Genomic DNA, 19789 nt, shown 5'->3' with positions numbered 1-19789 from the left:
AAACCCGGAACAGCTTTTACTGTTTGATCTTTTTGCCCGTGGCACTCAATTCCATGGATTTTAGAAACTCGATAGATTGAGGAATCTTGTACAAGGCGAGATGTTGAGAACAGTGTTTCGTGATTCTTTCCCTCATTTTCTCTTCGTCATGATTCTTATCAAGTACGATGGACGCTTTGATAGATTCCCCCAGCAGTGGATCCTCCTGGGCCGAGATGGTGCAGTCAATAACTTCGGGTAAGCCGAGAATGACCTCTTCTATCTCCTTGGGGCTTACTCTTTTCCCACCTACTTTAATGATCTCTTTCTTTCTTGCGGTGATATAGAAGTAACCGTCTGCATCCTCTCTGGCAATATCCCCGGTGTGAAGCCATCCATCTTTCAGAGTCACTGAAGTTTCTTTTTCATCCCTATAATAACCCTTCATAATATTTTTCCCCCTCGCAATTAATTCTCCTTCTTTTTCTGCCGGCAATGGATTACCCATGGAATCGATGATTTTTAGCTCTACTCCCGGTATGGGAATCCCAATGGATCCGGGTTTTCTCCTGATCTCTTCTGCAGGCAGATAAGATAGTCTCGCGGTGGCCTCCGTCTGGCCGTACATGATGTAAAACTCGACCTTTGGAAATGCGCTAACGAACTCCTGAACAAAGACATCGTGCAATTTGCCACCGGCCTGGGTTACATATCTGAGATCAGGGAATTGAGTTGTTTTGAAGGAGTCCGATTTTTTTAACAGGATCTGGAAATGACTGGGGACCCCTGCAAAGCCCGTACACCGGTAGTTCTTAAGATCGTTCAGTACTGACCCCAGGAAAATAAAACTGTTATTTAAAACAAGAGAGCCTCCAACCCTCAAATGGGTATGAAGCAAAGAAAGTCCGTAGCAATAGAAAAAGGGAAGTACCACACACATTCGGTCGTTTTCCCCGAGCTTCAGATACTCGATGATAGAATCCGTGTTGGCCATGATATTCCCATGGCTGAGCATGACGCCTTTGGGTTCGCCTGTGGACCCGGAAGTAAAAATAATCTCGGCGGTCCGGTCCGGATCAAATGCCGGTTGGGTCTCGACAGGAGATTCTGAAGTAGTAATCTGTTCTACATCCTTTTCTTCAAGTACGCTGACAGAATCAGGGACCCGTTCAGAGAGTTTCAGCTGTGGAACCGAAAATATGATCCGACTTTCGGTCTGGGTAAGAATGTAATTCAGATTCTCCTGTTCGGTCCCCTGGTTCAGGGGGATACAGACATTGCCGGATTTGAGGATAGCCAGATATACGGTAATAAAATACTCCGAATTAGGACTGACCAGGAGGATATTTTGCTGAGAACCCACTTCTCTGGAGAGAAATGAGGCCAGTCTGGAACTATTTTGATAGAGGGAATTAAAGGTAACACGCCTTTTGGCATTTGCAATAAAAGGCTTTTCCCAGTCTTTGATCGAATCGAAAAAGTAATCAAAAACATTCATCCCTGTAACATTAAAAAATGGGCTTCATCCTCAGGTATTCGGTCGTCTTTTTCTTTCTGTCGAAACTCTTGTAGATATTTTCAATCTCCTCTGCTGTTTTGTCCATAACGGGGGCTACCTCTTCTGCAGGATATCCGTTCTCCCATCCATACCAGATAAGATCCATTACTTCAAAGGGAAGCTGGTAAAAGAAATCTTCCTGAGTTTGCTCCGCGGTATATGTATCTGTGGTAGGAGTACGGGAAATAATTTCCTCAGGTACCCCCATATACCTGGCAATCTGGTAAACCTGAGTCTTGAAGAGATGCCCGATAGGCATCACATCGGCCCCGCCGTCTCCGTATTTTACAAAGAACCCTTGTTCCACTTCGTGTTTGTTCGGCGTGCCAATAACCGCATAATGAAGTCGCTCGGCATGGTAATAGAGCATAGACATTCGGCTCCTCTGTTTAAAATTGGAGGCTGCTACGATCTGCAGGTATTCCTTGGCCGGCAACAATTTGCTGATCACCTCTCCATCGGGTTTGATCACTGTGATAGAAAAAATAGCCGGGATATTTTGTCCGATATTTTGTTTGATCTCGATCTTGGATTTATCCCGCTTCGGATCGAAGTCGGGGATCACATTTCCAATAGCTTCATCGCGGCGCCCGTAACAATCAAACCCATCTAGGGCCCCTGTGATGTCTTCCACCAAAGTCTTCACCCCGAACTTCGCTGCCAGTTTCTCAGCAAAGAGCCGGCTTTCATCACTTGAATCCCGCTCAGGGAGCATCACGCCAAGGACTTTTTCCGGACCGAGTGCCTTTGAGGTCAGGGCCAGCACCACAGAAGAATCGATTCCTCCGCTTATCCCAACCACACCCCCTCTTCGCTGCAGTTTCTGGGCGACATCTGTCCTTAATTTTTTCATGATGTTCTCACATACCTCCTCAATATTTTCAAGGTGGAGTATATCTTTAGAAAAAGCCTTTTTTTGTACGGTTGATTTCATATTTTATGATTTTACGATTGCGTCTTCGACGATGAATTTATTTAAAGTAATCAGGTTTTCTGTTTTTAACTGCGGAATATTCTTTTTGACAAATTTATCATGCAGTATTTGAGTTGAAAGCACTGCGGTTAGAGCCATATTGTCGATTTCCGATACCACACTTTTAGTCCTCATTTTTTTCAAGAGCTGATCGACATAATTAGGATGGAATATGCCAAAATCTTCCAGTACCGGACCTGATAGCATTTCCTTGAAATACTCCGGACCATCTTCAGCAGCCAGAACGCTCTTGATGGGCGCTCTGTACGCCTGTTTGGGACGGTTCAGGATGGGATCGGGGATCCGGTTCTTCATCATTTTCTTTAAAAGATATTTTTCATTCAGGCCATTCAGTTTCAGGTCCGGATCGAGGGACATGCAAAATTCTATGACCCGGTAATCTAGGAAGGGATAACGGCCCTCCACTGAGTGAGCCATGGCCATGCGGTCACCCTGGGAAGATAGCAGGTAACCTGACATAAAGATGTCGACTTCTAATCGCTGGGCTTTTGCCAGAGAATCCAGTCCTTCGAGTTTACTCTGATAATGTGATTGGATATCGTCCATGGGGTCATATCCTTCACATACTTCCTTAAAGGACTGAGAAAGGTAGTTCCTGATCCTCCCTGTATTGTTCCATCTCAAAAGATGTGAATAAAAAGGATGTTCGGTTTCGCCCAACCTGTAGCCAAAGAACATTTTCAGGACATTGTTGTTCGCATTCTTCATCTGCGGGAGATAAGGATACAGCTTCTTCAGCAACAGTGACCTGAACTTAGAATTTGGGTCCTTCGCCCAGAATCTCCTGATCTTGGTTTCTTTGAAGATGTTATACCCCCCCAGGAGCTCATCGGCCCCTTCACCTGTGATCACAACCTTTATATTCTGATCTCTCACACTTTTGGCCAAAAGGCTCATCGGTGCGGGTGCTGTCCTCAGCAGAGGTGCCTCCGCATGCCACACCACTACCTCAAATTCCTGTGCAATATCTCTGGAAGAACAGGTAACCGCGGAATGATCGGTCTGAAAATATTCAGATGCCAGGTTCTGATAGGAAGATTCATCGTAATCTTTCTCTTCAAACCCGATAGAAAAGGTCCTGAGGTTATCCGGGGAAATACTCTTAATAAACGATGTGGTTACGCTTGAATCGATCCCACCGCTCAGATATGCGGCTACGGGTACATCAGCGCGCAACCTCAGGCGCACGGCGTCCCTGAATATTTTTTCAAAGGCAATTGCTGCGTCCTCCACATTGTGATAGACGCAGGAGTCCTCCTTGTGTGTCGGGAGCTCCCAGAAACGTCTTACGGTCTTACCCTGCTCATTTACAACCATATAACTTCCAGGAGGTAATTCGTACACTCCTTCGAAAGCCGTAGTGGGGGTCAAAGCCGTCCAGAATGTAAAGTATTGAGCGATTGCTTTCGGACTTAATTTCAGTTCGAGGTCCGGATATTCAAGTAAAGCCTTGATCTCAGAAGCAAAGATGAAAGTATCACCCTGTGTGGTGTAGAATAAAGGCCGTATACCTACCCGATCACGGGCCAGAAATAACTCCGATCTGTTTTTGTCCCAGATCGCAATGGCAAATTGCCCATTGAGTTTATGCAGAAAATCCGGGCCAAATTCTTCATACAGATGCACGATGACCTCCGTATCACTGGAAGTTTCAAAACGATGACCCAAAGCTTCCAATTCTTCTTTGAGCTCGATATAGTTGAAGATCTCGCCGTTGAAAACGATCCAGAAAGAGTGGTCTTCATTACAGAGTGGCATGGTGCCCGTACTGAGATCTATGATACTCAGGCGAACACTCCCCAGACCTACCTGTTCGTTGAGATAGACACCGCTCTCGTCCGGACCTCTGTGCTTGATACGCGTAAGCATATGGCGCAGAATCTCCTTCCGGCTGTCCGTTTGGCCTCCGGCGTTGTAAAATCCGGCTATTCCGCACATAGGCTAAGGATTGTGAGCTTTTTTACAGCTTTTTGTCGATAAAAGCTACGATATTCTCAATAGACTGGAAATTCTCGACGACTAATTCATGATCCTCCACGGTTATTCCAAATTCTTCTTTGAGGAATTCGATTAAGAAAAGAAGCCCCATGGAGTCCAGGAGGCCTGTTTCAAAGATTAAAGTATCGTCGGAGATATGGTCGACATCCGCGAGGGTTTCCTTAAGGATGTAGTCTTTTACTTTTTGTTTGGTGGCTACTTCTGTGATCATGATGTTCGTAAACTAATTTAGGTTTTTTTGAATTTTGGATCATAAATCTAGTTTTTAGAATTCAGTGAGGGAAATTTCTGTATCGAATTTCGGTCTATTGCCAATTCTCACGATTTACGGCCATTTTTAGCTGTTGTTACACTTTTCTTATAAAACATTTTGGGAAACCGGGGAATCTTTAGTGTTTCGGGTACTTCATCGTTATAAAGAACATCCATTTTTTGCCTTTGATCGAATCTTCGAGACGTAGGACGGAGCAATTGGTTCCCGGAGCTCATATCCTGTAATTTTGTGGTTCAGGATCCCAAATCTTGTCACCATGAAAAATCACCTTCCCCTGTACCTGGGAGTGCTATTGATCGGCTGCTTCAGCCTCTATGGCCAAAACCCGGCTGAAAATCCTACCTATGATTCTATCATCCATTCTTCCTGGGTGATCGGGATAGGTATGAATATCGTGGATGATTCTGCAACCCCTTTCGGACAAGATTTCCTGAAAATTCGGGAAACCTGGAATTTTGCCCCCTATCCTTCCCGTCTGAGCATCGGAAGGTTCTTCAGCAATGGATGGGGAGTGGAAGCCATTGGAAGCTATAATCGCTATCCCGAAGGCAAGAAAGTTGATGGGGTCATTATAGACGCCCCACAGACCTATTATTCCCTGGACGCGAAGATCAGCTATGATTTGAATACTCTTTTTGGTGATACCCGCTGGTTTGATCCCTATCTGCATGTAGGTGCAGGATACTCTTCCATCGATGACCTGGGTCGGATGACCGCCAATGGGGGTTTTGGTTTTAATACCTGGTTTAACGACCGTTGGGGTCTTAATTTTAATACCGTCGGCAAATGGGGTATTAAGCAAGGTTCTACAAAACAGCTACAGCATTCGGCAGGGGTAGTGTACCGGTTCGGAATGGAAAAGGGATTGAGTGAAAAAGACCAGGAGGCCTTACTTATGCAGCAGAAGATGGATAAGGAACAGCAAATGCGAAAAGATTCCATGCTTGCTGTGCAAAAAGCTGAAGGAGAGGCCAGGTTACTTGCAGAACGACTGGAGAAGGAGAAAGAAGCCGCAAGACTGGCAACTGAGGAGAAGAATAAAACTGTACGATATAATACTCTTCGGGAATCCCTGGAGAGTATTGGTGACGTTTATTTCGACTTTGATTCCTCCTATCTCAACAAAGCTTCCAAAGGCACCTTAGATGCGGTGGCCACACTCATGTCCCAATACCCGGAATTTCATTTCGAGATCCATGCCTATACAGACTCCAGAGGTCCGGCCAACTACAATCAATGGCTGTCTGAGAGAAGGGCACAACGTACGGTTGACTATTTGATTTCCAAAGGAATATCCGAATCGAGGCTGACAGGATTTGGCCACGGGGAATCAAAATTGAAAAATGGTTGCGTAGACGGGGTTCCTTGTTCAGCACAACAGCATGGAGAAAATCGCAGATCCGATATTACCGCCATCCGGATCATCAACCCTTTATCTGATTAATCCCCGGAAAAGATAAGGTAAGACGAGGATTTAAATAATCATCCCTGCAGCGACGGTCTCATTTGTCTGATCATCGATCAGGATCAGACTTCCGGTATAACGATTGTCCTTGTATGCGTCGATAAGGAGCGGCTTGGTGGTCCTGAGCTTCACCTTGCTGATGTCGTTCATCTTCAACTCTACATCGTCCTTGATCCTCTCCATAGTATTGATGTCGTATTTGTACATCACTTCTTTGATCATGGCCTTCTGTTCGTTGGACGTATGCATGAGGGTGTACTTGGCCCTGGGCTGGGCGGGTCGGTTGTTCAACCAGCACAACATCACCTCCACATCCTGGGAGGATTCTGGCATATTGTTGGAACGAACGATCATATCTCCCCTGCTTACATCGATGTCATCCTCCAGTTCTAAGGCGACAGACATAGGGGCAAAGGCCTCTTCAAGCTCACCGTTCGGACCCTTGATAGATTTGATGCGGGATGAAAAGCCAGAAGGCAATACAGTCACCTGATCTCCCACACGATAGAATCCGCTGGCAATGCGACCTGCGTAACCTCTGTAATCAATAAAACCTTCACGCTGGGGCCTCAATACAGTCTGTACAGGAAACCGTGCATCTACCTTGTTGAGGTCACTGCTGATATGCATGGTCTCGAGCGTGTGCAAAAGGGGTCCGTCCTGATACCAGGGCATGTTTTCGGACCGATTCACCACATTGTCACCCAGCAGGGCGCTGATCGGAATAAACCGTATGTCCCGGATCAGCAGTTTGGCTGCAAATGCCTCAAATTGGCTCCTGATGGTGGTAAAAACTTCCTCAGAGAAATCCACCAGGTCCATTTTATTGACACAGACAATGACGTGGGGGATGTGCAGGAGGGAGGCGATAAAGGCATGCCTTTTGGTCTGTTCGATGACGCCATGGCGCGCATCGATAAGGATGATGGCTGCATTGGCCGTAGACGCCCCTGTGACCATGTTCCGGGTGTACTGTACGTGCCCGGGCGTATCAGCTATGATAAATTTCCTTTTTGGGGTCGTGAAATATCGATATGCCACATCAATGGTGATCCCCTGCTCACGTTCATCCCTCAGCCCATCTGTAAAGAGGGCGAGGTCCACCCCGTCGTGTCCTTTTTTCCGGCTCGTACTTTCAATGGCTTCCAATTGATCTTCAAAGATCGATTTGGAATCGTAGAGCAGTCGGCCTATCAGGGTACTCTTCCCATCATCGACACTCCCTGCGGTAGAAAATCTCAGTAATTCGTTGCGTTCTATTTCCATTCGCTCAATTCTCGTTTAGAAATACCCCATTTTTTTTCGGTCCTCCATGGCGTTCTCTGATCGTTTGTCATCCGAACGGTTGCCTCGCTCTGTCTGTCGCATGGCGGAGACCTCCTGTACGATCTTCTCCAGGGTATCGGCTTCGGATTCGATTCCCCCGGTAATGGTAATATCTCCCAGGGTTCTGAACCGAATCTTTTTTGTTACCACTTCCTCCCGATCATCCAGTGTTAAAAATTCGGAATTCGGGATCCAGGAATTGTTCCTCCAGACCACTTCCCGTTCGTGGGCCAGGTAGAGGGACGGTATTTCGATGTTTTCCTGCAGGATGTAGTTCCAGACATCCATTTCTGTCCAGTTGCTGATCGGAAAAACCCTGAAATGCTCCCCTTCAAAGTATTTTCCGTTAAAGAGGTTCCATAATTCGGGTCGTTGATTCTTGGGGTCCCACTGGCCAAAATCATCCCGGTGGGAAAAGAAGCGCTCCTTGGCTCTGGCTTTTTCTTCATCCCGGCGCCCGCCACCAATGGCACAGTCGATCTTGTGCTCTTCTATGGCGTCTAGTAAGGTGGTGATCTGCAGGGCATTGCGCGTGGCACTTTTTCCTTTTTCCTCTGCCACCCGTCCCTGATCAATGGATTCCTGGACCGATCCTACGATGAGTTGTACGCCCAGGTCTTTTATGAGATTGTCCCGAAAAGCGATGGTCTCAGGAAAATTGTGTCCCGTATCCACATGCATGAGGGCAAAAGGGATCTTGCTGGGATAAAACGCTTTCTTAGCCAGATGGGTCACTACAATAGAATCCTTCCCTCCGGAGAACAGGATCACCGGATTCTGGAATTGTGCCCAGACCTCCCTGAGGACAAAGATGGCCTCAGATTCGAGCTCTTCCAGGTAACTCAGGTAATATTTACTCATGGGTCCTCAGTTTTAATTTGGTTTCAATGGTGCGATAGACCATTTCTACAGCTTCTTCCACCGAATGTTCTTCGGTGATTGTAACTGCGGGAGAAGAGGGTGCCTCGTAAGGGGCGGAAATCCCCGTCATATTCATTATTTCTCCTTTTCTCGCCTTTTTGTACAGCCCTTTTACGTCTCTTTTCTCACAGATTTCCAAGCTCGTATTTACAAAAACCTCTACAAAGGTATCAACTCCGACAATATTCCGTATGTGATTCCGGTCTTTTTCATATGGGGCGACAAAGGCAGCCAGCACCACAACCCCTGCATCTACAAAGAGTTTTCCTATCTCCCCTATGCGACGGATGTTCTCCGAGCGGTCTTCCGGACTAAAACTGAGGTCTTTGTTGATCCCCGATCTCATATTATCCCCGTCCAGGATAAAGGTGTGTATGCCCAGGGATTGTAATTTCATTTCCAGGGCGTTGGCAATAGTGGATTTCCCGGAACCTGACAGTCCCGTAAAGAGCACCATAAAAGAATGGTGACCATTTTTCTGACGGCGATCCTCGGGTGTGACTTTGAATAGGTGTTTTACGATGTTTTTTTCCATGATTTGCGTTCCCTCCGCCTGTCGAGCCCGAAATTGATCCGGTACCAGGTTCGTTCGTGAAAATAATACAAAATCATTTTAGTGATGACCTCCGCCACGCCTATCTGAAGCCCGGTAAGCGGATTACCGGAAATAAACCAGGACAACAAAATGGTGTCCAGGGTGCCGATGGCCCTCCAGGTAAAGGTCTTGTAAATATGCCTTTTCCGGCTTTCCTTGATCCCTATATTGAACCAGACCCTTTCGTGCAGATAGTAAAGTAACATTTTCGTGATCACCTCTGCTGCCCCAATTTTCAGGCCTGTTAAAGGGTTACCGGTGATGATCCAGGACAGCACAATGGTGTCCAGGGTCCCGACGATCCGCCAGGTGATGGTCTTGGCCAGGTGCCTTTTGTAAGAAGAGGTTGCCATCAGGGAGAGACGAGAAAATAAGGGTTGAGCAGGTTCTTTTTGTTGTACATGAGTTCTTTACCCGTTTGCTGGTCGGTGACCTTAAGTCCGACCGCCCTGCAAATGGCGTGCCCGGCGGCCGTATCCCATTCCATGGTAGGCGCAAAGCGGGGATATACATCTGCCTTGCCCTCTGCGACCAGGCAAAACTTCAGGGAACTCCCTTTGGAGACTACCTCTACCTTCTTTCCTTCCTCTTTTATTGAATCCACGTAGTCCAGGGTATCCTGGTTCATATGGGAGCGGCTGCCAACCACCCTCACAGTAGATCCCGCCTTTGGAGTAGGAGAAATCCTGTCTTTTTCAGAAAAGAGGGTTCCGGGCAAAGTGTGGTCTTTTCCGGCCATAGATTTATACGCTTTCCCGGAAGGGATATCCGCGTAATAGATCTCCCGGGTAACAGGCACATAGATCACCCCCAAAACGGGCGCACCTTTTTGAATCAGGGCGATATTTACGGTGAATTCCCCATTGCGTTTGATAAATTCTTTGGTCCCGTCCAGGGGGTCGACCATCCAGCAGGTAGCCCATGTTTTACGTGTATGGTATTCGATCTGTTTGTTTTCCTCGCTGATGATAGGGTAAGGGGTCTTTTCCAGATAGGCGTTGATGACTTTGTTAGAGGCGAGGTCGGCTTTTGTAAGAGGGGAATCATCTTGCTTAAAGGCGGTCTCGAAATCGGGCAGGTCATATACCTTTAGGATTTCCATTCCTGCTTTAAGGGCACATTCAATAATTACTGGTAATAGTTCTTTAAGTGTTCCCATGGTTGGATGGATTAGGCTCACATTGTTTGAATGCATTGCAAAGATGGTTAGATTTTTGGAAATACACACTTGCTTCTGGCTTTGGTCTTTCATTCATGCGGGTTTTCTGTCGACTTATTCCGCAATTCAGGGTTATTAATTCGATCGATGATTATAAAAGTTTACATTTACCGCTTTGTTTCTAAAGATAACTAGGTGAAAATGCTCCGACTTTCAACATCAAACTTTAACTCTGATCTTATATGGTAATCCTGGGGCTGAATTACTATTTTCACGACTCTACTGCTTGTATTGTGGTGGATGGGCAGTTAGTAGCGGCCATTGAGGAGGAACGGCTAAACCGGGACAAGCACACCCGGGTATTCCCTCACAAGGCTATTGCGCGCTGCCTGAAAATGGCGAACCTCCATTACAAGGATATCGATCATATAGCCGTATCCATAAAACCTACCCATAACCTGGGAAAAAAATTGTGGTATGGGATCAAAAGGCCGGGCACCTTTAAAACATTTATCAACCACGAATTTGTACACGCCCATAACAAGCAAAAGAGCTTTTGGGGGTGGTATAAATATCAGTATGGGGACAAAAAAAGTGGACCTCAGGTTCACTTTATTCCCCACCACTACAGCCATGCTCCGGGCTCCTTCTTTGTTTCCCCTTATGAGGATGCAGCTTTGCTTGGGATTGACGGTTCAGGGGAATGGGCCACCACCTGGCTGGGGCAGGGCAAAGGCAATGAAGTACGATGCCTGGGGGAGAGCTTTTTTCCCCATTCACTGGGCTCGTTTTACGAAGCGGTTACCCAATTCTGCGGCTTTAAGACCAGTTACGATGAAGGAAAGACCATGGGCCTGGCTCCCATGGGTAATCCTGAGACCTATTACGAGGAGGTTGCCGGAATGGTAGCAGTTGATAAGAATGGCAAATTGACACTCGACCTGAGCTGGTTCAATTTTCAGAACATGCACTGGCAACGGTTGTCCCCCAAATTCTACAAGCGGTTCGGGGAAGCCAGAAAACCGGGAGGTGAATTTGAAGACCGCCATAAAGACATGGCAGCAGCTTTTCAACGGGTTTTAGAAGATCGTGTGCTGGAGATATGTGAAGTGCTTCACCAAAAGACAAAGGCAGAATACCTGGTTATTTCCGGAGGAGTTTCTCTGAATAGCGTGATGAATGGCAGGATCATAAGGGAGAGCAACTTTAAGGACGTATATGTGATGCCGGCTGCAGGAGATAATGGTACGGCTATAGGAGCTGCCTATTATCTTTATAATGGGATCCTGAAAAACCCCAGGAATTTTGTGCATCTGAATCCTTATGTGGGCACAAGCTATACCAATGAAGAGATAGAGAAGGTGCTGAAGGGTGCTAAACTGCACTATACACATTTTGAAGATATCTCAGAAAAGGCAGCCGGTCTGCTTCAGGAAGGAAAGATCATCGGCTGGTTCCAGGGCGCCATGGAAATAGGCCCCAGGGCACTGGGTAGTCGCAGCATCCTGGCCAACCCTGCCTTTCCTGATATGAAGGACAAGATCAATGCCGAGGTAAAATTCAGGGAGGCTTACAGACCCTTCGCCCCCTCATCCATCCTGGAAGCCAAGGATGAGTTCTTTGACCTGGAAGTTGAAGCTCCCTTTATGCTTAAGGTGTGTAATGTCCTTCCGGATAAACAGGCCGTGATTCCGGCTGTAACCCATGTAGATGGCAGTGCCCGGCTGCAGACAGTGCGTAAGGAACTCCATCCCAGGTATTACGAAGTGATCCAGAAGCTGGGGGAAAAGACCGGAGTCCCTGTAGTATTGAATACCAGTTTTAATATCCAGGGGGAGCCTGTGGTGGAATCTCCCCAGGATGCGGTAAGATGCTTCTTTTCCACAGGCCTGGATGCTTTGGTAATCGGTAATTTCTTGCTGACTAAAAAATGATCAAATAAACAGAATCATGCCTCGTAAACCTCCGGAATTCTATTCAGAAGAATTTGAAAACCAAGTAGTGAAGGTATGGAAGGACAGAGAAAACCTGTACGGGGCAGAGAAGGTTTTATTAGATAAATTTCTAAAGGACAAGAAGGCAAAAATATGTGACGCTGGCACAGGGTCAGGAAGGATTGCTTTTTATCTGGAAGAAGAAGGGTTTGAAGATATACACGGATTCGACCTCAGCAAACGCATGATAGATGAAGCTGAGAAGAAAGCCGGGATCAATACTTCGAAAATCGGCTTCAGGCATGCAGATGCCTGTGACCTGAGCCTGTATCCGGATAATCATTTTCAGTATCTCGTTTACTTGCAACAAGTACTTTCTATGATCCCGGAAGATCAATTGGGAGAAGCCCTGAGGGAAGCCTTCCGAATTGGTCAGCCGGGGAGTATTTACATCTTCAGTTTTATGGACTGGAGGGCCCGTAAGTACAATCCCCTCCTGAGCCTGATCGTCAACAGCGTAAGGTTTTTCACCTTCCGGAAAACATCAAAATACTATTTGCCTGAACTCACCTTAAATGGCAGGTTTAACAAGGGTTTTCTTAGCAGGAACCAACACCCGATATGGTGGCCTAAAATGGAAATGGTCATTCCTATGTTAGAAGAAACAGGATTCGAAATAGTTACTACCCATAAACAAAATGAAGTTTCTTCCGGGGGTAAGGAATACGCTTTTTATTTGATTTGTTCCAAGAAAGGTTGAAAATAAACGATTAAATGTAAGTAATAAGAGGAAATCCGACTCATTTGTATGAGATGTCATATATTGACTCTTCGGGAATTCAACAATCCAATCCAAGAAAAATGCAGGGGATCACTAAATTGATCAAACATGCCCGGGAGGGTAACTTTTCCTTTATCCTACAGGGGATTAAGAAACGATTGTATTCAAAGAACGAGGCCTATGGGTTAAAAAGGGACCTTTCAGTTCCGTTTAAAAATCCTGAAGCCCTGATTCCTATTTCTATAAGGCGCGCAAAAAAGGAGGATGATGCGTATTTCAATGCAGACAATTATAATCATGGGATCATATCGGCAAATTTGCAAACCTGCTATGTAGCCACAAATGAAGATGGCATCCCGGCCTATCGGCAATGGTTGATGGGATCAGATCAGAATCCGGGAATAAAGGCATTTTGGAAGGGTTCATTTCCGGTACTGGCACCTGATGAGGCCTTGCTGGAAAATGCGTTTAGCAGACCAGAATTCAGGGGGAAACGGATCATGCCTGCGGCCATGGCGAGGATTGCAGAAAAGGGGAACGATATCGGAGCCCGTTACATCATTACCTTTGTGGATATTCACAATATCCCGTCCTTAAAAGGGTGTAAACGTTCAGGGTTTGCCCCATATCTCCTTCGCACCGAACGGTGGCTCCTCTTTAACCGGAAGATCAGATTTGAACCCGCGGGTAGCGGCCACATGAATCACTTCAGGCAAGTAACTTCTTAGCTAAATCACAGGATTTTTTAGTGTTTAATCCTTGTCTCTGTAAGCGGGGAAATAATCAGTCTCAGAGATCTTAAATGTCCTGCCCTTGTTTTTTAAACAAAGCCGGTCATATTCTTCCCGGTTCACGATATATTTCCACACCTTGAACATCTTGTGATCCTTGGAAAACGAAGATTTAAAATGCAGGAGGGAATCATCCCTTCCGCCGAGTCCGCCCCCCAGGTTAAAATAGGTATAACCCGCTTCAGTGCCATCCAGCCGGGTTTCATCCAGCAGGAGCCGGATAGGGGTGAGGTGAAGATACTTGTCTGCCGTCCCCGACATATGGTACTGAATGATGTTATTGGTTTTGATCATCATGGCACCGGAGATCATCTCTCCGCTTTCCTTCAATTCGGCTATGTAAAGGTCTGTTTCAAAATCTTTGCTGAACAAGAGGTCGAAAACATAATCCTTATTGAAGTAATAAGAGTCCTTGGCATCCACCCTGTCCATATTTTCATAATACAAATTGATGAATTTCAGGATGTCCTTTCCCTCCTTGCTTCGCCTTACATGGCACAGCCTCCTGCCCTTATTGATATAACGCTTGGTAGTTTTGGAAAAAACCTGTCTCTGTAAGTCTAACGGAAGGGTAAGGTCTATATTGACGACCGGACCGATATCTTCAATAATGCCCAGATCGGCCAATAGTTCTTCCTGATTATTCAAATAGGGGTTTAGCCTGGAAAAGACGCTGACGACCTTTTGTTCGATAAAGAATTCGTGAAGAGCCTCTTTAAAAAGGGGGATGCTGAGTTCATTGAGGTTTTTGCTGATGGGACCCCCGTAGCCCCAGACAGAAGTTATGTCATTATACCTTGAGCCCGGAATCGGCCTCTTCAAAAAGGGAATAGCAATACAGGCGTCGTTGTGGCAGAAGGAGAACAGGACAGGGATTTCGTCACTCCTTTTAGAACTGTGATTGAAATCGTAGGTATGATAACAATCGTACCAGGAGAACTCTTTTAAAGCCTCTTTCCATCCAGGTTTATCCTGAATACACCGTACCGAATATGTTTCCTCCAGGGTTTCCATTTTTAAATTGCCTTCTCTACGGTCCTGTACAGAGGGAAATAGGATTCTTTCTTTCGTTCTAGTTTAATGACATCATGACCTTGCACCGGCATCTCCCTAAGGATGTGATCATAGGCTTCCTTATTGATAATCTTCCTCCCCGTGTAGAAAGGCCTGTCGGCCTCTTTGGGGAAGAAAGATTTTTTATACTGATATAAGGTGTCCCGGTCTTCTTTCCCCCCTCCGAGGAAATACCTCTCATAAAGTTGTTCTCTTCCCCAATCCATGACATTGATCTTCAGAAAGTCGTTAGGCCTCAAATCAAAGAACTCGCTCCGCGTGCCCCCTAAAAACGAATAGATAGTGCTTTTGGAAAGCAACAGTAGTTCTGTTGAAACTGGAGTCCCCTCGTGATAGACCATCGCAATGGCACAACTGTCAGGATTCTTTTCTACCAATGATACAAAGAAATCATAAGGAAAAAAATATCGCTCCTCCGCGCGCAACCGTTCCATAGTATGCGTAAAGATATCGTAAAAGGCACGGGTGATCTCTTCAGGGAATTCCGAGACAAAAAGCTTAAAGGTCAATTGATTCTTAAGAGCCTTGCGGTAGTTGTTCCTCACCTTGGGCTTGAAATTGGCAAATTGCGGTTCCCGATCGATTAGCTGCCCATTCACGCACATCAGTGTTTCCTTCAGGGAGCCATTGTAATAGGTGTGGTTGCCGTTAAATCCAAATCGGATAAATTCTGTAATTACGTTGTTTTGCCGGTACCACTCGTCTACCAGTTTCCAAAAATTAGTAAAAATTACAGGATCTGTTCCCTCCTGGTACAGTGGACCGTTATGTCCCCAGGGACTGGCCATATCAAAATAGGGGAGGGAGTCTATCATGACCGGAATAGGAATAAGGTAGAAAGGCATAATCACCTTAGGTGTATAGTCCTCTACATAGACGAAGCACCGGAGGTGTTTGCGTGGGTTCCAATCAATAAAAAGCAGCTCCGTACGATAATACGGATTGTCCGGATTGATCTCGTTTAAGGCCTTTTTGTACCTCAAACGGCCGTCAAGCGTATACAGATCCAATACCTGTAAATTAACCTTGGTCATCTCCTGCTTTTATTATCAAGAATTCCCTTCAAAATAGGGCATGTTTAAATTCTCGGCACTGTTGACGTCTTCCTTTAGCAATACCTTCCTTATGGTCATTAATATGATCCTGATATCAGTTAAAAAAGAGATATTGTCGACATACCATATATCGTAAGTAAATTTTTCGTCCCAGGAGATGGCGTTTCTTCCCTTGACCTGAGCCCACCCTGTAATTCCGGGCTTTACACTGTGCCGTCTCCTCTGAAATTCATTGTAAAGCGGCAGGTACTGTATCAAAAGGGGCCTGGGTCCCACCAGGCTCATATCTCCTTTCAGGACATTGATCAGCTGAGGAATCTCGTCTATGGAATATTTCCGGATAAAGATCCCTGTTTTGGTCAGGCGCTTATCAAAATCCAGCAACTCACCGTTTTTATCAGTCTCATCCGTCATCGACTTGAATTTAATCACATCGAAGAGTACCTCGTCCTTCCCGGGCCTGCTCTGATAGAAGAAGGGTTTTCCCTTGTTGACAAAAAGGAGGACGACCCAGGTGATCAGAAAAATGGGCGATAACAGGATCAGCCCTACCAGGGCTGCTATGATATCGAGAATCCTCTTAAAAAATGTTGCGTACATAGGTTACACTACCTTTAAATAACTTCCTGAGAAGTATTCGTCACTTTTTTTTTCTGGTACCAGGGTCAGCCGTCTCTCGTCGTCCAGGCGTACCTGGGAGGAGCCGTCGACCACAATATCTTTAGAGCCCAGTACCTTACCAATGGTCAGCAGAATGATTTTCGCGTCCAGCCAAAAACTCATATTGTCGAAATATTTCACATCAATGGCCAGCCGTTCATCCCACCCGAGGTGATTTCTGCCGGAAACCTGTGCCAGTCCGGTAATTCCGGGTCTGATCTGGTGTCGTTTTCGTTCTTCTTCCGTGTAATACGGCAAATAGGCCAGCAAGAGGGGACGGGGACCTACAAAACTCATATCTCCTATGAGCACATTAAACAATTGCGGGATCTCATCCAGAGAGGATCTTCTAAGGAAAGATCCCAGGACAGTGAGTCTGTCCCGATCCGGCAGGAGATTCCCATCCCGGTCCCTGTCGTCATTCATCGTCTTGAACTTAAAGATGGAAAACAGGGCTTCATCCTTTCCGGGCCTGACTTGCTTAAAAAATGGAGAATCCCCTGTTGTGACCAAAAGGATGACCGAAATGATCAGGATAACAGGAAACAATACTACCAGCAAACTCAGGGAAAAAACAAGGTCCAGGCTTCTCTTAAAAAATGTTCTGTACAATTTTCCGACGGTTTAAGTAAAAATATTGTTTTTATAAAAAACAGGATTCGTTTACACGTTCAACGCCTACATCAATCGATAAAAAGCACAATCGACGAAATGCACCACCATCAACCCTGAAAAATAAAAAGTTAATGCCCTTAATTTACTTGATCTGCAGCTCCTTCATCTTTTCCGTAACAATGTCGGCTAAGAGCTCTGAGGTCCAGATGATCCTGCCGCAATGCTCGAGGTGCCAGAGGGCTGATCCCTTTACCACATTGCCCGCGAGCATGGGTCCTATTACATGGATGCCCCGGGATGCTTCCAGTTGGGCATTTACGCTGATTCCTATGTTGGATGCGTTGGGTTTAATGTACCCCTTTCTGATCAGGTTGGACATCAGGGGAGGGATGTCTTCTCTGGTGAGATTGGTGCTTCCGATACAGTTGATAACCAGGTGCAATGGTTCTTCGAGTTCCACTTGTTTCCCGCTGTGTGTATCCGTATACGTAAGAATGGCATGTCCTTTATTGTCTCCTTTCAGGCGCTCATATCGGCCGGCAATATGGGTAAGTCTTCCCGCCTTCTTCAACTCCTCCACAGAACTGATGTAATGCTGCCCTGCGCATCGCTGTCTCCTGCCGATCTCATTCCCGTAAAAGCAGGCGAAATTGGCCAGCTCCTCAGGGCTGAGTTTAGACAATAATGAACCGAATCCCCGGGAAATGATCCCCACCGTCGTAGCAGCACCCAGGGGGATGCTCTCGGCCAGGTCGAGGTCTTTAAAGGTGGCCTCTGCGATCTCCTTTGCCGTAAGTGATTCCCTGGATTGAAGTGCCTGTAGATGCTTGGGTACAAAGGAATCCATACCCTCGGGGTCGATCTCTGCATCGGGCATCACTCCGTGGGTGGAGAGCACAAAATACCGGCTGATCTTTTCATCCAGAGAGGGAAGATCCGTGAATTTATACAGGGTTTCCAGTCCGCTGGCATTGGCTCCTATGACCAGGACATTCGTCTCTTGTGATTGCCTGTTATCTAAAAATGTCTGTAGTTCTGTCAGGACGTGGTCAAGTTCATAGTCATAAATGCTATGGACCGTCATAAATTCCCCTTTCTTGTCGGACACCTCCACTCCCGGCAAACGGGTATTGGGGAGAGACCCTATCGAAAGGACTACTTTCCTGCTATGTAACATAGAACCGTTGTCCAGGATCAGATCAAAACCTCCTGAAGTTTTTTCAATATCGGACACCTCGCCTACATGATAATCTATACTGACACGGCCCGACTTTTCAGCTTCAGCAACGGCATTCAAGACCTTTTCCTCAATATACTGCCCAAAAAAGCTTCTGGGAACAAAGAGTTCATCCCATTGGCCTTTCTCGAGACAGGCCTGGTTATCGGTCAGCCATTTTTGAGCCCTGGACCCTCCGGCTTGGAGGAAATGAGACACCAGCTCCTCCTTATGGGCGTTGAGCCATGCTACGTAAGCCTCGCGCTGAGGCTGGGGGAGAAAGGCTTGCAGTGCATTGATCAGCAGCACGGAATCCCCTGAGCGTTTTCCGTAGGGAATGCCCTTAAAGAATTCAGAATATTTGTCTATAACCCCAATGCTAATGGGGAATTGAGGCGGATGCTCCTTCAGGTTCTCCAATAATTTGAGGAGGGAAAAGCTGGTTGCGATTCCGGCGCCTACATAGAGGATGTCGTACGGTGTATGTTTCAAGATTGGGATATTTAGATTGGTAATTTATGTGGGGCTTACCTGTGCTTTCCGGTCTTGATGACCCTGCCGGGGTTACCTACTACGGTGCAATAATCGGGAACATCCCGTATAATAACGGCACCGGCTCCTATGGTACACCATTTGCCGATCTTAACGCTTGGGATCACAATAGCCCCGGCCCCTACATGGGTTCCTTCCCCTATCTCCACATGCCCGCACAATACGGCTTTGGGAGAGATATGTGCATAGTCCCCAATGACGTTATCGTGGTCCACGCTGGCTCCGGTATTGAGAATCACATGTTTGCCCACTCGGGTGTTGGCCTGGACGATGACACCGGCGAAGGCCACTGTGCCTGCGCCCAGCACAGAGGTCTTGTCTACGATCACGGAAGGGTGCACGGCATTGATAAAGTTACTGCCTTCCATCATCCCGGCGATTTCAGAACGCTCCAGGTTGTTGCCTATAGCGATAATCACGGGCGCATCCGTAACAGGAAAATTGTCCAGGTTTTCTCGTATACCCGGGTTCACATCGGTGGCGGCATGGTGCCAGCCCGATTTTTTATCGTCGTACATCTGGGAAACCGAGCAATCAGAAAGTTCCAGAACAGACCGGATCACCTGGGAATGCCCCCCTGCACCGTAAATTATAATTTGATTTTTTTTTGTTTTAGTCTCCATGTAGGTTTGGTCTTCACCCAATATATATTGGGTTCTTCCACAACAAAGTTAAGGTTTCCTTAGGAAATTGTACTTTCCTCGGGTAAAAATTAAGAAGGAATAAGACATTCCGGCAGATTTCGAGATTTAGAGCCGTCTTGTATCGATACAATTTTTCGAAATATCGCACGAATTAAAATAGCTATAAAATTTTACGGCTGTTCGGAAAATAATCACGAT

Annotated in this window: 19 protein-coding genes; 4 read left to right on the top strand and 15 right to left on the bottom strand. The window is 46.3% G+C overall.

Annotation, left to right across the window (positions count from 1 at the left end; all coding sequences use genetic code 11):
- Positions 1 to 16: 16 nt before the first annotated feature.
- Genes IEV19_RS02700 through IEV19_RS02685 form a run of 4 tightly spaced genes read right to left on the bottom strand, consistent with a single transcriptional unit; the run spans position 17 to position 4740 of the window.
- Positions 17 to 1477, bottom strand: a complete 1461-nt coding sequence (locus IEV19_RS02700; protein ID WP_188369163.1) for a class I adenylate-forming enzyme family protein — start codon at positions 1475 to 1477, stop codon at positions 17 to 19.
- Between the two features lie 10 nt (positions 1478 to 1487).
- On the bottom strand, positions 1488 to 2471 hold the full coding sequence (gene nadE / locus IEV19_RS02695; RefSeq protein ID WP_188369162.1) for an NAD(+) synthase: 984 nt from the start codon (positions 2469 to 2471) through the stop codon (positions 1488 to 1490).
- Between the two features lie 3 nt (positions 2472 to 2474).
- On the bottom strand, positions 2475 to 4469 hold the full coding sequence (asnB, locus tag IEV19_RS02690; RefSeq protein ID WP_188369161.1) for an asparagine synthase (glutamine-hydrolyzing): 1995 nt from the start codon (positions 4467 to 4469) through the stop codon (positions 2475 to 2477).
- Positions 4470 to 4491: 22 nt separating this feature from the next.
- The gene (locus tag IEV19_RS02685) at positions 4492 to 4740 is read right to left on the bottom strand and encodes an acyl carrier protein (RefSeq protein WP_188369160.1); all 249 of its coding nucleotides are present in this window, start codon (positions 4738 to 4740) and stop codon (positions 4492 to 4494) included.
- A gap of 319 nt (positions 4741 to 5059) precedes the next feature.
- Between IEV19_RS02685 and IEV19_RS02680 the strand changes: the two genes are divergently transcribed.
- On the top strand, positions 5060 to 6247 hold the full coding sequence (locus tag IEV19_RS02680; protein WP_188369159.1) for an OmpA family protein: 1188 nt from the start codon (positions 5060 to 5062) through the stop codon (positions 6245 to 6247).
- Positions 6248 to 6277: 30 nt separating this feature from the next.
- Here IEV19_RS02680 and IEV19_RS02675 read toward each other — a convergent pair whose 3' ends face one another.
- The 5 genes from IEV19_RS02675 to cysQ are packed head-to-tail and all read right to left on the bottom strand — an operon-like array spanning position 6278 to position 10269.
- A complete protein-coding gene (locus IEV19_RS02675; protein WP_188369158.1) occupies positions 6278 to 7534 on the bottom strand; it encodes a sulfate adenylyltransferase subunit 1 in 1257 nt (418 codons plus the stop codon).
- Between the two features lie 15 nt (positions 7535 to 7549).
- Positions 7550 to 8455 carry a sulfate adenylyltransferase subunit CysD gene (gene cysD, locus IEV19_RS02670; RefSeq protein ID WP_188369157.1) on the bottom strand — a complete coding sequence of 302 codons (906 nt, stop codon included), beginning with the start codon at positions 8453 to 8455 and terminating at the stop codon, positions 7550 to 7552.
- Positions 8448 to 9050: an adenylyl-sulfate kinase gene (gene cysC, locus IEV19_RS02665; RefSeq protein WP_188369156.1), complete on the bottom strand. Its 603-nt coding sequence runs from the start codon at positions 9048 to 9050 to the stop codon at positions 8448 to 8450. Before cysC ends, cysD begins: the two co-directional genes overlap by 8 nt.
- Positions 9032 to 9463: a DUF2061 domain-containing protein gene (locus IEV19_RS02660; RefSeq protein ID WP_188369155.1), complete on the bottom strand. Its 432-nt coding sequence runs from the start codon at positions 9461 to 9463 to the stop codon at positions 9032 to 9034. The genes cysC and IEV19_RS02660 overlap by 19 nt, the downstream gene beginning before the upstream one ends.
- Positions 9463 to 10269: a 3'(2'),5'-bisphosphate nucleotidase CysQ gene (cysQ, locus tag IEV19_RS02655; protein ID WP_188369154.1), complete on the bottom strand. Its 807-nt coding sequence runs from the start codon at positions 10267 to 10269 to the stop codon at positions 9463 to 9465. The genes IEV19_RS02660 and cysQ overlap by 1 nt, the downstream gene beginning before the upstream one ends.
- Positions 10270 to 10511: 242 nt before the next feature.
- Here cysQ and IEV19_RS02650 point away from each other — a divergent pair, with 242 nt between their 5' ends.
- The 3 genes from IEV19_RS02650 to IEV19_RS02640 all read left to right on the top strand — a co-directional run bounded on the left by IEV19_RS02650 (position 10512) and on the right by IEV19_RS02640 (position 13712).
- Entirely contained in the window at positions 10512 to 12203 is a 1692-nt protein-coding gene (locus IEV19_RS02650; protein WP_188369153.1) for a carbamoyltransferase family protein, read from the top strand.
- Positions 12204 to 12219: 16 nt separating this feature from the next.
- Positions 12220 to 12963: a class I SAM-dependent methyltransferase gene (locus IEV19_RS02645; RefSeq protein ID WP_188369152.1), complete on the top strand. Its 744-nt coding sequence runs from the start codon at positions 12220 to 12222 to the stop codon at positions 12961 to 12963.
- 101 nt (positions 12964 to 13064) lie between these two features.
- Positions 13065 to 13712 (top strand): GNAT family N-acetyltransferase, encoded by a 648-nt coding sequence (locus tag IEV19_RS02640; protein WP_194419536.1) that lies wholly within the window; start codon positions 13065 to 13067, stop codon positions 13710 to 13712.
- A 24-nt stretch (positions 13713 to 13736) separates the two neighbouring features.
- Here the strand turns inward: IEV19_RS02640 and IEV19_RS02635 are convergent, their stop codons facing one another.
- From IEV19_RS02635 to IEV19_RS02610, 6 genes are all read right to left on the bottom strand, one after another.
- The gene (locus IEV19_RS02635) at positions 13737 to 14789 is read right to left on the bottom strand and encodes a peptidoglycan bridge formation glycyltransferase FemA/FemB family protein (RefSeq protein WP_188369150.1); all 1053 of its coding nucleotides are present in this window, start codon (positions 14787 to 14789) and stop codon (positions 13737 to 13739) included.
- A gap of 2 nt (positions 14790 to 14791) precedes the next feature.
- Positions 14792 to 15883 carry a GNAT family N-acetyltransferase gene (locus IEV19_RS02630; RefSeq protein WP_188369149.1) on the bottom strand — a complete coding sequence of 364 codons (1092 nt, stop codon included), beginning with the start codon at positions 15881 to 15883 and terminating at the stop codon, positions 14792 to 14794.
- A gap of 15 nt (positions 15884 to 15898) precedes the next feature.
- Entirely contained in the window at positions 15899 to 16504 is a 606-nt protein-coding gene (locus tag IEV19_RS02625) for a sugar transferase (protein ID WP_188369148.1), read from the bottom strand.
- 3 nt (positions 16505 to 16507) lie between these two features.
- The gene (locus IEV19_RS02620) at positions 16508 to 17176 is read right to left on the bottom strand and encodes a sugar transferase (RefSeq protein WP_188369147.1); all 669 of its coding nucleotides are present in this window, start codon (positions 17174 to 17176) and stop codon (positions 16508 to 16510) included.
- A 145-nt stretch (positions 17177 to 17321) separates the two neighbouring features.
- Positions 17322 to 18887, bottom strand: a complete 1566-nt coding sequence (locus IEV19_RS02615) for an FAD/NAD(P)-binding protein (protein WP_188369146.1) — start codon at positions 18885 to 18887, stop codon at positions 17322 to 17324.
- Between the two features lie 35 nt (positions 18888 to 18922).
- Positions 18923 to 19570: an acetyltransferase gene (locus IEV19_RS02610; protein WP_229732457.1), complete on the bottom strand. Its 648-nt coding sequence runs from the start codon at positions 19568 to 19570 to the stop codon at positions 18923 to 18925.
- Between the last annotated feature and the right edge of the window lie 219 nt (positions 19571 to 19789).

Source organism: Muriicola marianensis (assembly GCF_014638095.1).
GTDB classification, from domain to species: domain Bacteria; phylum Bacteroidota; class Bacteroidia; order Flavobacteriales; family Flavobacteriaceae; genus Muriicola; species Muriicola marianensis.
This window is presented reverse-complemented; position numbering and strand designations above follow the sequence as displayed.

What these genes read in the sequence shown, in the direction of transcription:
- IEV19_RS02700 (WP_188369163.1), bottom strand. Translation starts at nt 1,477, where the DNA reads ATGAATGTTTTTGATTACTTTTTCGATTCGATCAAAGACTGGGAAAAG.
- nadE (WP_188369162.1), bottom strand. Translation starts at nt 2,471, where the DNA reads ATGAAATCAACCGTACAAAAAAAGGCTTTTTCTAAAGATATACTCCAC.
- asnB (WP_188369161.1), bottom strand. Translation starts at nt 4,469, where the DNA reads ATGTGCGGAATAGCCGGATTTTACAACGCCGGAGGCCAAACGGACAGC.
- IEV19_RS02685 (WP_188369160.1), bottom strand. Translation starts at nt 4,740, where the DNA reads ATGATCACAGAAGTAGCCACCAAACAAAAAGTAAAAGACTACATCCTT.
- IEV19_RS02680 (WP_188369159.1), top strand. Translation starts at nt 5,060, where the DNA reads ATGAAAAATCACCTTCCCCTGTACCTGGGAGTGCTATTGATCGGCTGC.
- IEV19_RS02675 (WP_188369158.1), bottom strand. Translation starts at nt 7,534, where the DNA reads ATGGAAATAGAACGCAACGAATTACTGAGATTTTCTACCGCAGGGAGT.
- cysD (WP_188369157.1), bottom strand. Translation starts at nt 8,455, where the DNA reads ATGAGTAAATATTACCTGAGTTACCTGGAAGAGCTCGAATCTGAGGCC.
- cysC (WP_188369156.1), bottom strand. Translation starts at nt 9,050, where the DNA reads ATGGAAAAAAACATCGTAAAACACCTATTCAAAGTCACACCCGAGGAT.
- IEV19_RS02660 (WP_188369155.1), bottom strand. Translation starts at nt 9,463, where the DNA reads ATGGCAACCTCTTCTTACAAAAGGCACCTGGCCAAGACCATCACCTGG.
- cysQ (WP_188369154.1), bottom strand. Translation starts at nt 10,269, where the DNA reads ATGGGAACACTTAAAGAACTATTACCAGTAATTATTGAATGTGCCCTT.
- IEV19_RS02650 (WP_188369153.1), top strand. Translation starts at nt 10,512, where the DNA reads ATGGTAATCCTGGGGCTGAATTACTATTTTCACGACTCTACTGCTTGT.
- IEV19_RS02645 (WP_188369152.1), top strand. Translation starts at nt 12,220, where the DNA reads ATGCCTCGTAAACCTCCGGAATTCTATTCAGAAGAATTTGAAAACCAA.
- IEV19_RS02640 (WP_194419536.1), top strand. Translation starts at nt 13,065, where the DNA reads ATGCAGGGGATCACTAAATTGATCAAACATGCCCGGGAGGGTAACTTT.
- IEV19_RS02635 (WP_188369150.1), bottom strand. Translation starts at nt 14,789, where the DNA reads ATGGAAACCCTGGAGGAAACATATTCGGTACGGTGTATTCAGGATAAA.
- IEV19_RS02630 (WP_188369149.1), bottom strand. Translation starts at nt 15,883, where the DNA reads ATGACCAAGGTTAATTTACAGGTATTGGATCTGTATACGCTTGACGGC.
- IEV19_RS02625 (WP_188369148.1), bottom strand. Translation starts at nt 16,504, where the DNA reads ATGTACGCAACATTTTTTAAGAGGATTCTCGATATCATAGCAGCCCTG.
- IEV19_RS02610 (WP_229732457.1), bottom strand. Translation starts at nt 19,570, where the DNA reads ATGGAGACTAAAACAAAAAAAAATCAAATTATAATTTACGGTGCAGGG.